Here is a 14,956-nt window from a genome sequence, read left to right as displayed (position 1 = left end):
GCGCAGACCCGCGTTCCCCGACCACCCGGCAGAAGCCCGCCTCTCGATCGGCACCCCCGGAACGTCCCCGCAGGGCCTCGAACCCCTGACCGCCACTCGGTATGCCTCGCCAGGCACCGGTCACCCCTCACCGATCCCCCGGCCGCACCGCGGCCACCCGTTCCCTGAACAGCCACCTGAGCTCGTTCCCCGACCTGCACCCAGGAACGGCCCCGCAGGGGCTCGTTCCCCTCTACCTGCACCCGGGAACGGCCCCGCAGGGGCTCGTTCCCCTCTACCTGCACCCAGGAACGGCCCCGCAGGGGCTCGTTCCGCACCCGCTCCCCTCAACAAGAAACGGCCCCCTTCGAAGGGAGCCGTTCCTGACGTTCCGCGGGTCTCCGCGCGGTCAGCTGCAAGGCGGAGAAGGGCGCGATACCGGAGGTATCGCAACCGCCGACAACGCCGCAGATGACCGTGCGGAGACCCGCGGAATCACTCCCACTCGATGGTGCCGGGGGGCTTGGACGTCACATCCAGCACCACCCGGTTCACGCCGCTCACCTCGTTGGTGATGCGGTTGGAGATTCTGGCGAGGAGGTCGTAGGGCAGGCGGGTCCAGTCGGCGGTCATCGCGTCTTCCGAGGAGACGGGGCGCAGGACGATGGGGTGGCCGTAGGTGCGGCCGTCGCCCTGGACTCCGACGGAGCGGACGTCGGCGAGGAGGACGACGGGGCACTGCCAGATCTCGGTGTCGAGGCCGGCGGCGGTGAGCTCGGCGCGGACGATGGCGTCGGCGTCCTGGAGGAGGTCGAGCCGCTCCTGGGTGACCTCGCCGACGATGCGGATGCCGAGGCCGGGTCCGGGGAAGGGCTGGCGGCCGACGATGACCTCGGGGAGGCCGAGCTCGCGGCCGATCGCGCGGACCTCGTCCTTGAAGAGGGTGCGGAGCGGCTCGACGAGCGCGAACTGCAGGTCCTCGGGGAGTCCGCCGACGTTGTGGTGGGACTTGATGTTGGCGGTGCCGGTGCCGCCGCCGGATTCGACGACGTCGGGGTAGAGCGTGCCCTGGACGAGGAAGTCGATCGTCTCGCCCTCGCCCTGGGCTTCGAGCACGAGCGCTTCGGCGGCGGCCTCGAAGGTGCGGATGAACTCGCGGCCGATGATCTTGCGCTTCTGCTCCGGGTCGCTGACGCCGGCGAGCGCGTCGAGGAACTGCTCGCGCGCGTCGACGGTGACCAGGCGGACGCCGGTCGCGGCGACGTAGTCCTCCTCGACCTGGCGGCGCTCGTCCTTGCGGAGGAGTCCGTGGTCGACGAAGACGCAGGTGAGCTGGTCGCCGATGGCGCGGTGCACGATCGCAGCGGCGACGGCGGAGTCGACTCCGCCGGACAGGCCGCAGATCACGCGTCCGGTGCCGACCTGCTCGCGGATCACGGCGACCTGGTCGTCGATCACGTTGGAGGAGTTCCAGTCGGCCGGGATGCCCGCGGCACGGTGGAGGAAGTTCTCGATGACGGCCTGGCCGTAGGCGGAGTGCTTGACCTCGGGGTGCCACTGCACGCCGTAGAGGCGGCGCTCGTCGTTGCCGAAGGCCGCGACCGGGGTGGAGCTCGTGGAGGCGAGGACCTCGAAGCCCTCGGGCGCCTGTGCGACCGAGTCGCCGTGGCTCATCCACACCGTCTGGTCGGCGGGCTGCTCGCCGAGGAGCACGCCACCGTCGGTCGAGAGGGCGGCGTCCGTCGCTCCGTACTCGCGCAGCCCCGTGTTGGCGACCTCGCCGCCGAGCGTCTTCGCCATCACCTGGAAGCCGTAGCAGATGCCCAGGACCGGGATCCCGAGGTCGAAGATCGCGGGGTCGAGCTGCGGGGCGCCCTCCTCGTAAACGCTGGAGGGGCCGCCCGAGAGGATGATGCCGACGGGCGACTTCGCGGCGATCTCGGCGGCCGTGGCGTCGGAGGGCACGATCTCGGAGTAGACGTTCGCCTCGCGGACCCGGCGGGCGATCAGCTGCGCGTACTGCGCGCCGAAGTCGACGACGAGGACGGGCTGCGCGGCCAGGTGCGGCTGGGGAGCGGTGGGCTGCTCGCTAATGGGGGGCCTCCACGGAGTCGGTCGGGGTCTTCGGGTCGGTACCGGCGGTCCGGCGCTCGAGGTACTGCTCGACCTCGCGGGCGATGCGGGTCTCGACGAAGAAGGAGAGGGTGGGCACCACGCCGCCGAGCGCGATGAGCACGAAGCGCGTGAACGGCCAGCGCATGAGGCTCCACAGGCGGAAGTCGGCGAAGAGGTAGACGACGTAGAACCAGCCGTGCGCGATCAGGATGCCGGTGGACAGGTTCGCGCCGGTGCCGCTCGACGTGAACTCGCCTCCGGGCACCTCGTACATCGGGGCGAAGTGCAGGACGCCCTGCTGGCCGAAGGCGAACAGCTCGAGGTGGAAGACGTACTTGAGGAGCATCTCCGCGCAGAGCAGGAGCAGCATCACGCCGGTGATGATCGAGGTCACCCGGTAGAAGCGCAGCGCGCTCCGGATCGCAGGGAACTGCGCGGGCTTGGGCTCGAGGGGCATGACGACCAGTTTACGGTGCGGGGGCGGGGGCCTCGGCCCGGTCGCTTAGGTCGGCGCGGGCGCGCTCCTCGGCGTCGAGCGCCTCCTCGGCCTCGCGCTCCCACGCGTCCTTGACGAGGCGGAACCAGAGGTAGAGGGCGAAGCCGGCGAAGACGACCCACTCGATCGCGTAGAAGACGTTGAGCCAGTTCAGCGAGACGTCGCTCACGCGCGCCGGGGAGTCGATGGCCCCGAGGCCGGCGACCGGCTCGTCGACGACGACGTAGCCCTGGTAGACGTCCTGCGGCGGGTCCGGCCAGCGGTTGATCAGCGCGGGGACGGAGAGCGCGGTGAGGGTGGCGGGGTCCAGGCCCTCCGCCGGCACCTCCGCGGCCTCGTTGGCCACGAGGCGGCCGGTGAAGGAGGAGGGCGCCTGCTCGCTCCCGCTGTTGAGCGCGTCCGCGACGGACTGCGCCTGCGCCTCGTCCTGCGTCCAGCCGTAGGCGAGCACCAGGTCGGCGTCGGCGGTGCGGGTGCGGGCGATGACCCACCAGCCCGGCTGCTCGCCGTTCAGGCGGCCGCCGAGGATCTCGGCACCGCCCGGCACGAAGACGGACGAGCCCTCCACGCGCTGTCCGTCGGCGGTCGCCGTGATCGAGCGGGAGGGGGCCGCGACCTCGGCGAGCGGGAGCGTCGTCTCCGACACTCCGGAGTCGGGCGCGGCGGCTTCGACCGCGCGTCCGACCTGCCACTGCCCGAGCGCGGCGAAGAGCCCGGCGATCAGGAGTGCGAGCGCCAGCGCGGCGATCCAGCGCGGGCGCCGGGCCACCTGCCCGACCGTGCTCTGCGTCATTCGTCCCTCGTCCGCCCTCGATCCGTGCGGTGTCCCGCGGGCCGGATCGAGCCTAACCCGTGAGTGTGGGAGCTCCGTGGGATCAGTAGTCGGGCTCCCTCGGGCGGCGGGGCCGGGCGTCGTCGGCGCCGTCGGACTGCTGCATCGCCTGGTCGATGAGCGCCTGGCGCATCGGATCGGGGAACTCGTCGTCGAGCTCGTCCGGCTCCGCGGGGCGCCTCGGAGGAGCGGGGGCCTCCTCCGCGGAGACGGCGGGCGCGGCCATCGCCGCCTCCACGAGAGCGAAGTCCTCCTCGTCCATGGCCGTGGCCGCTGCGGGTGCCGGGCGGTGCCGCCGCCGCGAGAGGAACGCGCCGATGCTCTCGGAGCGCGAGGCGAGGATCGGCCCGACGATCGCCATGATCAGCACGTAGAGGCCGGCGAAGGGCTGGATCCGCTCGTCGAGCCCCGCCGAGAGCGAGAGCGTCGCCAGGATGAGCGCGAACTCGCCGCGGTTGTGCAGGATGAACGCCGCGTTCAGGCCCGCGCGCGGTCCGAGCTTGTTGAGCCACGCGACGAACTGCCCCGCGCCGAGGTTCAGGACGATGGTCATCACCGCGGCGATCAGCACCGGGACCACGACGCTCGGGAACGCACCGGGATCCAGCCCGAGACCGAAGTTGACGAAGAAGAAGGCTCCGAACACGTCGCGCAGCGGGATCGCGATGTGCTCGACCCTCGACCGGAACCGCGTCGCTCCGATGACCAGTCCGATCAGGAACGCGCCGATGGCGTCCGTCACTCCGAGGACCTCGCCGATGCCGCCGAACAGGATGGCGAGACCGAAGAACAGGATCGTGAACAGCTCGTCGTCGCGGGTGCGGAAGAAGCGGGAGACGACCTTCCCGCCCCAGCGGGCGATCGCGAACATCACCACGAGGAACGCGAACGCGATGACGAGCTTGAGCACCACCGGCCACGGCTCCGTCTCGCCCGAGAGCACGACGGACACGATCGCCAGGTAGACCGCGATGAAGATGTCCTCGACGACCGTGACGCCCAGGATCATCGGCGTCTCGGGGTTCGCCAGGCGCTTGAGCTCGATCAGCAGCTTGGTGACGATCGCGCTCGAGCTCGTCGCCGTGATGCCGGCGATGATCAGCGCCTCGCGGCTCCCCCAGCCCAGCGCGAAGCCGAAGCCGAGGCCGACGGCCATGTTGACCGCGATGTAGGAGCCGCCGGAGAGGATCAGGCGGCCGGCGTTCCCGAAGAACTCGTCCTGGTCGAACTCCAGGCCGAGGTTGAACAGCAGGAGTATCAGCCCGAAGACCGCGGTCAGCTCGATGTAGCTCGACTCGAAGTCGAGCGGGAAGAGGTGGAAGTTCGGGCTCGCGAGGAGCCCGACGACCATGTAGATCGGGATGGCCGGGAGCCCGATCGTCCTCCCCAGCCGGCCGAGGACGTAGGCGACGACGAACAGGACGCCGAGGACGATGAGGTCTTCGCCGTGGTGCATCCTCAGGCTCCGGGCGGGGCGTCGACCGTCTTGGCGAAGCTGCCGGTGCGGAAGAACGCGAACGCCTTGGCGACCTTCTCGGGGCTGCCGGCGACCACGAGGGTGTCGCCGGGGAAGACGCGGAAGTCGGGGGCCGGCGCCGGGTTGGCGGCGTCACCCCGGACCACGGCGACGACGGTCAGCCCGACGATCCCTCGGTCGGCGGGCTTGCCGAGCTGCTGTCCGGCGATGTGGTCGTCGTAGTCGACGGTGAACCAGTCGATCGAGAGGCCCGGGATCTGGTCGAGCGCGGTCAGCGACTCCGTGATCTGCGTGCCGCCGAGCAGCTCGGCGAGGGTGTGCGCCTCGTCGTCGCTCAGGCGGAGGGACACCTTGGCGCCGTCCTGGTCGCCCTCGGCGAACGTGATCAGGTCGCTGTGGCCGGAGCGGTGGGCGATGACCCCGACCTTGCCGCCGTCGGCCGTCAGGAACGTGTGCAGAACGCCGACACCGGGCAGTTTGACCCTGCGGACCTCGACCATGCGTGCTCCCTCCGCGCCGTGCGGCGCTCCCACTCGGGACTTCCAGCTTAGGCGCGTGCGGAGCCCTCCTGCCGAGGGAACCCCGACCCGTCGAGGGATCCCGCAGTTTCCCGGCGGGCTCGACGGTCCGGGCTCCACCGCTGTCCACAGGGAGTGGGGTGGAGTCTCTACAGAGGGAGCGGGCGGGAGGGAAAGGTGGGCGGAAGCGTGCAGTGGGGATCTATCGAGACGGGGCGTGAGGCCGGTCGGAAGAGCTCGTGCGGCTGCACCGCGGTACGCGCCGACCGGCGAGTGGGCGGGGGCCTCCGCGGACGAGCGGCAGCGGGCGCGGATCGACGCCGTGGCCGCGACCTGGAGCGCGCCCTTCGTCATCCGCGAGTCGGCGGCAGCGGCGGCGGTCCGGGACGCCCCTTGGTCGAGCCTCTTGCGGAGACCGTGCATGTCGAGGGGCGACGGACCCGGGCAGCCGGACGTGGAACGGCGTCGCGGAGCGCGCGTCCGCCCTCACCCGCACTGATCGACGGACTCGCCGTCTCGGATCTCGCGCAGACCGCCGTCGATCCGAACCGACCCGGCGTTCCTCGGGGGCCGCTCGCCCGAGCACGTGCTTCTCGCCCAGAAGCGCCGGGAAGACCGTATTCGCGCGCGCGGGTCCGCAGTGTCGTCCGCCGGGCTGGCGCGAGGCCTACGACGCCAGCACGTCCGGCCGGCCCGCGCCGGCGTCCGCCGCGTCCAGGGACTCCCGGGCCGTCGAAGGAGCCCGCTGTTCGCGGTGGCCTCGACGGTCAGGATCGCCTCGGTCGGTGAGCGTCAGCTGGGCTGGTACGGCGCGACGACGACCTCGACCCGCTGGAACTCCTTGAGGTCGGAGTAGCCGGTCGTCGCCATCGAGCGGCGCAGGGCGCCGATGAGGTTCGCCGTGCCGTCGGCGCCGGTCGCCGGGCCGTAGAGGACCTGCTCGAGGGTGCCGACGGTGCCGACCTCGACGCGGCGGCCGCGCGGCAGCTGCGGGTGGTGCGCCTCCGCGCCCCAGTGCCAGCCGCCGCCCGGAGCGTCGGTCGCGCGCGCCAGCGCCGAGCCGAGCATCACGGCGTCCGCGCCCACCGCGACGGCCTTCACGATGTCGCCGGAGGTGCCGAGGCCGCCGTCCGCGATGACGTGCACGTAGCGTCCGCCCGACTCGTCGAGGTAGTCGCGGCGAGCGCCGGCGACATCGGCGACCGCGGTCGCCATCGGAGCCTGGATGCCGAGCGTCGTGCGGGTGGTGGAGGCGGCACCGCCGCCGAACCCGACGAGGACGCCCGCGGCGCCCGTGCGCATGAGGTGCAGGGCCGCGGTGTAGGTGGAGGCGCCGCCGACGATGACGGGCACGTCGAGCTCGTAGATGAACTTCTTGAGGTTCAGCGGCTCGGTGTCGCGCGAGACGTGCTCGGCCGAGACGGTCGTGCCGCGGATGACGAACACGTCGACCCCGGCGTCGACGACGGTCTGGTACAGCTCCGCGGTCCGCTGGGGCGACAGGGCCCCGGCGACGGTCACGCCCGCGGCGCGGATCTCGGCCAGGCGCGCGGTCACCAGCTCGGGGCGGATCGGAGCGGAGTAGATCTCCTGCATCCGCTGCGTCGCGGTCTCGGCCGGAAGCCGGCGGATCTCCTCGAGCAGCGGCTCCGGGTCCTCGTACCGCGTCCACAGACCCTCGAGGTCGAGGACGCCCAGCGCCCCCAGATGCCCGAGCCGGATCGCCGTCGCCGGCGACACCACCGAGTCCATCGGCGCGGCGAGGATCGGCGTCGCGAACTGGTACGCGTCGATCGACCACTTCACCGACACGACCTCGGGGTCGCGCGTCCGGCGGCTCGGGACGACGGCGATGTCGTCGAAGGCGTACGCGCGGCGGGCGCGCTTGGCGCGCCCGATCTCGATCTCCATGACGCTGAGTTTACTGTGGCTCGCTCGTCGCTCGCCCGCGGTCGGCCCGAGCGGGCGGTCGCGTTCCGCAGAGCGGGTCGCGTCCGCGCTACGACGATCCGCTCGCACGCGGATCGCCGGTTACCGCTGAGCGGTGTCAGCCGCGGCTCACGACCGCCCGCTCGTCGCTCGCCCGCGGTCGGCCCCAGCGGATGGTCGCGTTCCGAAGAGCGGGTCGCGTCCGCGCTACGACGATCCGCTGGAACGCGGATCACCGGCTACCGCTCCCACCGGGCTCCGCACCAGGCCGCGATCGACGCGAGCGGGCGCACACCACCAGCAGGTGGAGCCAGCGCGGCCGCCACCACGATTCGCTGCAAAGCGGGAAGCCCGTCCCCACTCCGTCGCGCTCGCGCGCGGTGCACGACCACTCCCCCGTCGGCACAGGCGGAAGCCTCCCCCCGCAGTCGCGGCGGCGCCTCGCGCCGCTCGCGCTGCGTCCCCCGGTCCTCAGCCGAGGACCGGTGCTCGTCTCCCGGAGGGAGGCGGCGGATCGGGATCGCGGCCCCTCCGGCGTGGTGGGCGTATGGGCCGCAGGCCCATCGGGCAGAGGGGCCGCGATCCCGATCCGCCGCCGGCCCCCACCAGACCCCTCAGCGCCGGTAGTTCGGCGCCTCCACCACCATCTGCACATCGTGCGGGTGCGACTCCTTCAGCCCGGCCGCCGTGATTCGCACGAACTTCCCGCGCTCCTTCAGCTCGGGGATGGTGCGCGCTCCGACGTAGAACATCGACTGGCGGAGCCCGCCGGCGAGCTGGTACGCCACGTTCGCGAGCGGGCCGCGGTAGGGCACCTGGCCCTCGATGCCCTCGGCGATCAGCTTGTCGTCGGTGGGCACGTCGGACTGGAAGTAGCGGTCCTTCGAGTAGGAGGTCCGCTCGCCGCGGGTCTGCAGGGCGCCGAGGGAGCCCATGCCGCGGTAGGTCTTGAACTGCTTGCCGTTCTGGAACACGAGGTCGCCGGGGCTCTCCTCGCAGCCCGCGAGGAGCGAGCCGAGCATCACGGTGTCGGCGCCGGCGACGAGCGCCTTGGCGATGTCGCCGGAGTACTGGAGGCCGCCGTCGGCGATCACGGGGACGCCGGACTCGCGCGCGGCGAGGGACGCCTCGTAGACCGCGGTGACCTGCGGGACTCCGACGCCGGCGACGACGCGGGTGGTGCAGATCGAGCCGGGGCCGACGCCGACCTTGATGGCGTCGGCGCCCGCGTCGACGAGGGCCTGCGCCCCGGAGCGGGTCGCGACGTTGCCGCCGATGACGTCAACGCCGGCGAACGCGGAGTCGGACTTCAGGCGGCCGATGATGTCGAGCACGCCGGCGGAGTCGCCGTTGGCGGTGTCGACGACGATCACGTCGACGCCCGCGTCGAGCAGGGCGGTGGCGCGCTGCCAGGCGTCGCCGAAGAAGCCGATCGCGGCGCCGACCCGGAGGCGGCCCTCGTCGTCCTTCGTGGCGTTGGGGTACTGCTCCGACTTGTCGAAGTCCTTGACCGTGATGAGGCCGGCGAGCTTGCCCTGCGCGTCGACGAGCGGCAGCTTCTCGATCTTGTGCTGCGCGAAGAGGGCGATGACCTCGCTGTCGGGGATGCCGACGCGGCCCGTGATCAGGCCGGTGCTGGTCATCACGTCGCGGACGAGCGTGGTCGCCTTCTCGAACGGCGAGACGAAGCGCATGTCGCGGTTGGTGATGATGCCCACGAGCACGCCGGTGGAGTCGACGACGGGGAGGCCGCTGATCCGGTACTGGCCGCAGAGGTCGTCGACCTGGGCGACGGTGGCGTCCGGGGTGGTGGTGACGGGGTTCGAGACCATGCCCGACTCGCTCCGCTTCACCCGGTCGACCTGGTCGGCCTGGTCGGCGATGGAGAGGTTGCGGTGCAGGACGCCGAGGCCGCCCTGGCGGGCCATCGCGATCGCCATGCGCGCCTCGGTGACGGTGTCCATCGCCGCGGAGAGCAGCGGGGTCGCCACGCTGATGCGCTTGGTGAGACGGGAGGCCGTGTCGGCCTCGCTCGGGATGACGTCGGTGTGCCCTGGGAGGAGCATGACGTCGTCGTAGGTGAGTCCGAGGAATCCGAAGGGATCCGGCTGGTCCATCAATGCCCCTTAGCAGGTCGAGTGCGGGAGCCCGGAGAGGACGGGAGGAGTCCGCTCACGAGCGCCACGGTTGTTCGATCTTAAGCGCCGGGAGGCTCGCGGTATTCCTCGACGGCGCGGCCGCCGGGCCGCGGATGGGCGCTGGAGCGCTCTCCTCTCCCTCATAATGTCGTCACGCGTAAGTGCGGACGGTGAAACACCGCCGACACATGCGGAACGTATGGTCAACCAACGTTGTTTGACGACGGCGATTCGGGCGTGCCCGGAGACCCCATCCGTCTGTGCACCCTGACGAGAGGTAGACGTCTTGCTCACAGCCAGCCGTTCGATGCGCCGCCAGCGCTCGACGACCCTGCATCCGACGGACCGGGAGGCGCCCCGTGGATAGGAGACGCCCGAGGCTCCGAGACCGGCTCCTGTCCCTGGGTCTGCTCGCCGCGACCCTCACCGGGATCGCCGCGGCGGCCCCCGCCGCACTCGCCGCCACCACCGCCGACCAGTCGATCATCGCCTGGGTCCGCGTGCAGGGGACGAACGAGAACCTGACGGGGGTGACCGTCGAGATCGGCGGCGACGCCTCCGCGACCGTGACCACCGGCGAGGACGGCCGGGCCACGTTCCCCCTCGACGCCGCGGGCACCTACACGGTGACCGTCGACGAGGAGTCCCTGCCCGCCGACAAGGGCTACCCCGCCGCGGGTCAGAACCCGAAGCAGGTGAAGATCGTCGCCTCGCAGAACCAGATCGTGAACTTCATCGTCTCGACGGCCAACCCGAAGGGCTCCGGAGCGACCGTCCCGGTCCCGACGGACTCCGCGGCTCCGACGAGCCCCGCGACCGAGGGCACGACCGGCAACGACGCGACGAACCCCGACGGGACGTCCAACGCGGTGAACCAGCCGGTGTCGGCCGACACGTTCTGGATCATCTTCTGGCCGAAGGTCGTCACCGGCCTGATCTTCGGGCTCCTGATCGCCCTCGCGGCGATCGGCGCCTCGCTGATCTACGGCGTGACCGGCCTGAACAACTTCGCCCACGGCGAGCTGGTCACCTTCGGCGCGCTGATGGCGTACCTCTTCTCCGGGGTCTTCGGACTCCCGGCGCTGCTGGCCATCCCGATCGCGGTGATCCTCGGCGGGGCCTTCGGCTTCGTCCAGGACGGACTGCTCTGGAAGCCGCTGCGGAAGAAGGGCATCCAGCTCATCCCGCTGATGATCGTGACGATCGGCCTCTCGCTGGCCCTGCGCTACGTGTTCGTCTTCTTCTTCGGAGCCGACCGCCTCTCGCTCCCCAACAGCACCGCTCCGTTCTTCACGGTGCCGGAGCTCGGGATCAGCCTGAAGTTCACCGACATCGTCGGCGCCGTCGTCGGCGTCGTCTGCATCGTCGCCGTGGCCTACGTCCTCACGAAGACGAAGATCGGCAAGGCGATGCGGGCGGTCTCGGACAACCGGGCCCTCGCCTCCGCCTCGGGCATCAACGTCGAGCGCGTCATCCGCGTCGTCTGGGTGATGTCGGGCGCTCTCGCCGCGCTGGCGGGCGTCTACATCGGCTACTACCAGTCGCTGCGCTGGGACACGGGAGCGTCGATCCTGCTGCTGATCTTCGCGGCGATCACGCTCGGCGGACTCGGCTCCGCCTACGGCGCGCTGGTCGGCTCGCTCATCATCGGACTGATGATGAACATCTCGACGATCTGGATCCCGGAGAACCTCAAGTACGTGGCTCCGCTCGTTCTCATGATCATCATCCTCCTGGTCAGGCCGCAGGGAATCCTGGGCCGCAAGGAACGGATCGGCTAGGACACCATGAACCTCAACTTCATCTGGCTGGCGATCGGGCAGATCGTCGATCCCACTGTCGCCGCGTACGCGCTGGCGACCATCGGCCTGGTCATCCACTTCGGATTCACGGGGCTGCTCAACTTCGGACAGGCCGGCTTCATGGCAGTGGGCGGCTACGCCTTCGCCATCACCTCGGTCAAGTTCGAATGGCCCGTCTGGGGCTCCTTCCTCGCGACGATCGTCGCGGCGACCGTCTTCGCGCTCATCCTGGGCATCCCGACGCTCCGGCTGCGGGCCGACTACCTCTCGATCGTGACGATCGCGGCGGCGGAGATCATCCGGCTCTCGGTCAAGACCCCCGAGTTCTCGGCGATCACCGGCGGCTCGGAGGGCATCAACGGCGCGGCGAAGGCGTTCAACGACCTCAACCCGCTCCCCGAGGGCCGCTGGGGCATCGGCGTCCTCACCTACAGCCAGGACCAGTGGTGGGTGCGGATCGTCGGCTGGGGCCTCGTGCTCCTGGCCTGCCTCCTGGTGTTCCTCCTGATGCGCAGCCCCTGGGGCCGCGTCATCAAGGGCATCCGCGAGGACGAGGACGCCGTGCGCTCGCTCGGCAAGAACGTCTTCTCGTACAAGATCCAGGCGCTCATCCTGGGCGGCGTGCTCGGAGGCCTCGCAGGAGCGCTGTTCATCCTCCCCCGCTCGCTCCAGCCCGACAACTACGGCACCCAGCTCACGTTCTTCCTCTACACGATCATGCTGCTGGGCGGCGCCGCGACGGTCTTCGGACCCGTCGTCGGCTCGATCATCTTCTGGGTCGTCCTCGGTCTGACCGACGGACTGCTCACGCTCGGGATCGACACCGGGGTCCTCAACAACGACCTCATCCGCCTCACCACCGTGCAGACCGGACCCATCCGGTTCATCGTGGTGGGGGTAGCCCTCATGCTCCTGGTGATCTTCAGACCCCAGGGGATCTTCGGCAAGAAGAAGGATCTGCACTTTGCCTAAGACGCCGGTCTCGGACATCACCGAGGAAGCAATCGTCCCCGGGGTCAGGAAGAAGGACCCCATCGTCGTCGCCGACAACGTCAGCCGCCGCTTCGGCGGCCTGACCGCGGTCGACGTCGAGCACCTCGAGATCCCCCGCGGATCCATCACCGCCCTGATCGGCCCGAACGGAGCCGGCAAGACCACGTTCTTCAACCTGCTGACGGGCTTCGACAAGCCCAACACCGGCAAGTGGAACTTCAAGGGCAAGAACCTCGCCAACGTCCCGGCCTACCGGGTGTCGCGGATGGGCATGGTGCGCACGTTCCAGCTCACCAAGGCGCTCGGCGGCATGACGGTGCTCGAGAACATGCTGCTCGGCGCGAAGGGGCAGAAGGGCGAGAACATCTTCACCTCGCTCATCCGCCCGCTGTGGTCGAAGGAGGAGGACTCGATCGAGCAGCGCGCGATCCGCCTGCTCGAGAAGTTCAAGCTGGACACGAAGCGGGACGACTACGCGTCGAGCCTGTCGGGCGGCCAGAAGAAGCTGCTCGAGATGGCGCGGGCGCTGATGTCGGAGCCCGAGCTCGTCATGCTCGACGAGCCGATGGCCGGGGTGAACCCGGCGCTGACGCAGTCGCTCCTGGGCCACATCGTGAACCTGAAGGACGAGGGCATGACCGTGCTCTTCGTCGAGCACGACATGCACATGGTCAACACGATCGCCGACTGGGTGATCGTGATGGCCGAGGGCAAGGTCGTCGCCGAGGGCCCGCCCTCGACCGTGATGAACGACCCGGCCGTCATCGACGCGTACCTGGGCGCGCACCACGACACCGACCTGGGCACGATCGAGGGCCAGCTCGAGATCGCCGAGGAGATGGACTCCGACCTCGTCCGCGAGGACGTGGAGCGGCAGGCGGAGCAGGCCGGCGTCCCGACGCCCGGCCACGACGCTCCGGCGGCCGGAACGGCGTCCCCGTCGGCCTCCGCGCCGACGAGCGTCGCCCCGACGACCGACGCCCCGGCCGTCGAATTCGAGAAGGACGAGAGATGACCGCCGACACGACGACTCCGAACACCCTCGAGACGCACGATCTGCACGCGGGCTACGTGCCGGGGGTCAACATCCTCAACGGCTCGAACGTCTACGTGAAGCGCGGCGAGCTCGTCGGGATCATCGGCCCGAACGGTGCAGGCAAGTCGACGCTGCTGAAGGCGATGTTCGGCCTGGTCAACATCCGCCAGGGCACCGTCCTGCTGAACGGCGAGGACATCACCGGCCTCAAGGCCGACAAGCTGGTGTCCAAGGGCGTGGGCTTCGTGCCGCAGAACAACAACGTCTTCCCGTCGCTCACCATCGAGGAGAACCTCGAGATGGGCATGTACCAGAAGCCGAAGCTGTACAAGGAGCGGCTCGAGTTCGTCACCGAGCTCTTCCCGGAGCTCAGCAAGCGGCTCAAGCAGCGCTCGGGGTCGCTCTCGGGCGGTGAGCGCCAGATGGTGGCGATGTCGCGGGCTCTGATGATGGACCCGTCGATGCTGCTGCTCGACGAGCCCAGCGCCGGCCTGTCCCCGATGCGGCAGGACGAGACCTTCGTCAACGTGCAGCGGATCAACCGCGCGGGCGTCTCGATCATGATCGTCGAGCAGAACGCGCGGCGGGCGCTGCAGATCTGCGACCGCGGCTACGTCCTCGACCAGGGCCGCGACGCCTACGAGGGCGCGGGCCGGGAGCTGATGAACGATCCGAAGGTCATCGAGCTCTACCTGGGCACGCTCGCGACGACCAACGAGGTCACCACGAGCACCCCGACCGTCGGCGGCTGACCCCCGCTGCGAAGGGCCCGTCGTCTCCGGACGGCGGGCCCTTCGTCGTTGCCGGGGCGCGGAGCGGGCGCGAGCGGGCCGAGGGGCCGGTGCGGCTCCGGGGCGGAGGCGGGGCCGCTCGCGCAGGGCGCCGGGCGGCTCGGAGACCACTCCGAGCAGGGCGGGAAGGCAGGCGGCTCGGTGCCCGGAGACGCGCCGGCAAGGGGTGCCGCAGAAGGGAGGCGGGGGGGCCGCTCTCCCGGCGCGGACAGGCCTTCACCGGTCTCTCCGCGATGCCCGCCGAACCCCCGGGAAGTCGGCGGAACGGCGGGCCGGACCCTCGGTCTCCTGTCCGCGGGACGAGGGCAGGACAGCGAGAGTCTCTCCGCACCAGCGACACCCACGAGGGGGACAGGATATCGCCCTGCCTGCCGTAGTTTTGGGTACACGGGACAGCCCTGCAGGGGGACGTCCCGCTCCCCTCTCCCCCGGTAGGGACCGCGATCGGCCGCCGATCTCCTCCCCTCCCCGCAGCGCCTCGAGCGCCGCGTCGTCCGCCTCGAAGGAGCCGACCATGAAGAGATACACCCCCGCCCCTGTGGAACTCGGAGCCGGCTTCGGCACCGGTGCGATCGGCGACTACGAGCGCTGGCGCGTCGTCGGCGTCTACGCCCAGGTCGTCATCGCCGAGACCACCGGCGGCAAGCGCCGCAACTACAGCCGTTCCTTCGTCACGTACCGCCTGGCGCAGGAGGCGGAGCTGCTCCGCGCCTCCTAGGCCCTCCGCACTCCACGAGCGCGCGTCCTCCCACTGGAGGGCGCGCGCTTCTGCGTTCCCGCTCGACGTCGTCGCTCCCGCCCGCGGTTCGGCAGGGCGCCCCCTCGAGGCCGGGAGAGGCGCTCGGAGGCG

At 70.6% G+C, this 14,956-nt stretch carries 12 protein-coding genes; 5 read left to right on the top strand and 7 right to left on the bottom strand.

Annotation, left to right across the window (positions count from 1 at the left end):
* Positions 1–474: 474 nt before the first annotated feature.
* The 7 genes from guaA to guaB form a co-directional block, all read right to left on the bottom strand.
* Positions 475–2,040: a glutamine-hydrolyzing GMP synthase gene (guaA, locus tag C5D09_RS12385; protein WP_104269419.1), complete on the bottom strand. Its 1,566-nt coding sequence runs from the start codon at positions 2,038–2,040 to the stop codon at positions 475–477.
* Positions 2,041–2,068: 28 nt separating this feature from the next.
* Entirely contained in the window at positions 2,069–2,551 is a 483-nt protein-coding gene (locus tag C5D09_RS12380) for a DUF3817 domain-containing protein (RefSeq protein ID WP_104234169.1), read from the bottom strand.
* A 10-nt stretch (positions 2,552–2,561) separates the two neighbouring features.
* Positions 2,562–3,383: an SURF1 family cytochrome oxidase biogenesis protein gene (locus C5D09_RS12375; RefSeq protein ID WP_104269418.1), complete on the bottom strand. Its 822-nt coding sequence runs from the start codon at positions 3,381–3,383 to the stop codon at positions 2,562–2,564.
* An 82-nt stretch (positions 3,384–3,465) separates the two neighbouring features.
* A complete protein-coding gene (locus C5D09_RS12370; RefSeq protein ID WP_104234167.1) occupies positions 3,466–4,878 on the bottom strand; it encodes a cation:proton antiporter in 1,413 nt (470 codons plus the stop codon).
* Between the two features lie 2 nt (positions 4,879–4,880).
* The gene (locus C5D09_RS12365) at positions 4,881–5,399 is read right to left on the bottom strand and encodes a cation:proton antiporter regulatory subunit (protein ID WP_068256939.1); all 519 of its coding nucleotides are present in this window, start codon (positions 5,397–5,399) and stop codon (positions 4,881–4,883) included.
* Between the two features lie 810 nt (positions 5,400–6,209).
* Positions 6,210–7,328, bottom strand: coding sequence for a GuaB3 family IMP dehydrogenase-related protein (locus C5D09_RS12360; protein WP_104224734.1), 1,119 nt, complete (start codon positions 7,326–7,328; stop codon positions 6,210–6,212).
* Between the two features lie 632 nt (positions 7,329–7,960).
* On the bottom strand, positions 7,961–9,463 hold the full coding sequence (gene guaB / locus C5D09_RS12355; protein WP_104269417.1) for an IMP dehydrogenase: 1,503 nt from the start codon (positions 9,461–9,463) through the stop codon (positions 7,961–7,963).
* A gap of 380 nt (positions 9,464–9,843) precedes the next feature.
* On the opposite strand from guaB, the gene C5D09_RS12350 reads away from it, so the two are divergent.
* The 5 genes from C5D09_RS12350 (at position 9,844) to C5D09_RS12330 (ending at position 14,824) form a co-directional block, all read left to right on the top strand.
* Complete coding sequence (locus C5D09_RS12350) at positions 9,844–11,265, top strand: branched-chain amino acid ABC transporter permease (protein WP_104269416.1); 1,422 nt, start codon at positions 9,844–9,846, stop codon at positions 11,263–11,265.
* A 6-nt stretch (positions 11,266–11,271) separates the two neighbouring features.
* Positions 11,272–12,258 (top strand): branched-chain amino acid ABC transporter permease, encoded by a 987-nt coding sequence (locus C5D09_RS12345; protein ID WP_104224731.1) that lies wholly within the window; start codon positions 11,272–11,274, stop codon positions 12,256–12,258.
* Entirely contained in the window at positions 12,251–13,294 is a 1,044-nt protein-coding gene (locus C5D09_RS12340; RefSeq protein WP_104224730.1) for an ABC transporter ATP-binding protein, read from the top strand. Before C5D09_RS12345 ends, C5D09_RS12340 begins: the two co-directional genes overlap by 8 nt.
* Positions 13,291–14,067, top strand: a complete 777-nt coding sequence (locus tag C5D09_RS12335) for an ABC transporter ATP-binding protein (RefSeq protein ID WP_104224729.1) — start codon at positions 13,291–13,293, stop codon at positions 14,065–14,067. Before C5D09_RS12340 ends, C5D09_RS12335 begins: the two co-directional genes overlap by 4 nt.
* Before the next feature lie 553 nt (positions 14,068–14,620).
* Complete coding sequence (locus tag C5D09_RS12330) at positions 14,621–14,824, top strand: hypothetical protein (protein WP_146076626.1); 204 nt, start codon at positions 14,621–14,623, stop codon at positions 14,822–14,824.
* Positions 14,825–14,956: the final 132 nt, after the last annotated feature.

It is taken from the genome of Rathayibacter sp. AY1C9 (assembly GCF_002932315.1).
Classification (GTDB): Bacteria; Actinomycetota; Actinomycetes; order Actinomycetales; family Microbacteriaceae; genus Rathayibacter.
Note: the sequence above shows the minus strand (reverse complement) of the source record. Positions and strands in the feature narration are given on the sequence as shown.

Coding starts and splice junctions, on each gene's coding strand:
- C5D09_RS12335 (WP_104224729.1), top strand. CDS start 13,291: ATGACCGCCGACACGACGACTCCGAACACCCTCGAGACGCACGATCTG.
- C5D09_RS12380 (WP_104234169.1), bottom strand. CDS start 2,551: ATGCCCCTCGAGCCCAAGCCCGCGCAGTTCCCTGCGATCCGGAGCGCG.
- C5D09_RS12345 (WP_104224731.1), top strand. CDS start 11,272: ATGAACCTCAACTTCATCTGGCTGGCGATCGGGCAGATCGTCGATCCC.
- C5D09_RS12365 (WP_068256939.1), bottom strand. CDS start 5,399: ATGGTCGAGGTCCGCAGGGTCAAACTGCCCGGTGTCGGCGTTCTGCAC.
- C5D09_RS12360 (WP_104224734.1), bottom strand. CDS start 7,328: ATGGAGATCGAGATCGGGCGCGCCAAGCGCGCCCGCCGCGCGTACGCC.
- C5D09_RS12375 (WP_104269418.1), bottom strand. CDS start 3,383: ATGACGCAGAGCACGGTCGGGCAGGTGGCCCGGCGCCCGCGCTGGATC.
- guaB (WP_104269417.1), bottom strand. CDS start 9,463: ATGGACCAGCCGGATCCCTTCGGATTCCTCGGACTCACCTACGACGAC.
- C5D09_RS12370 (WP_104234167.1), bottom strand. CDS start 4,878: ATGCACCACGGCGAAGACCTCATCGTCCTCGGCGTCCTGTTCGTCGTC.
- C5D09_RS12330 (WP_146076626.1), top strand. CDS start 14,621: ATGAAGAGATACACCCCCGCCCCTGTGGAACTCGGAGCCGGCTTCGGC.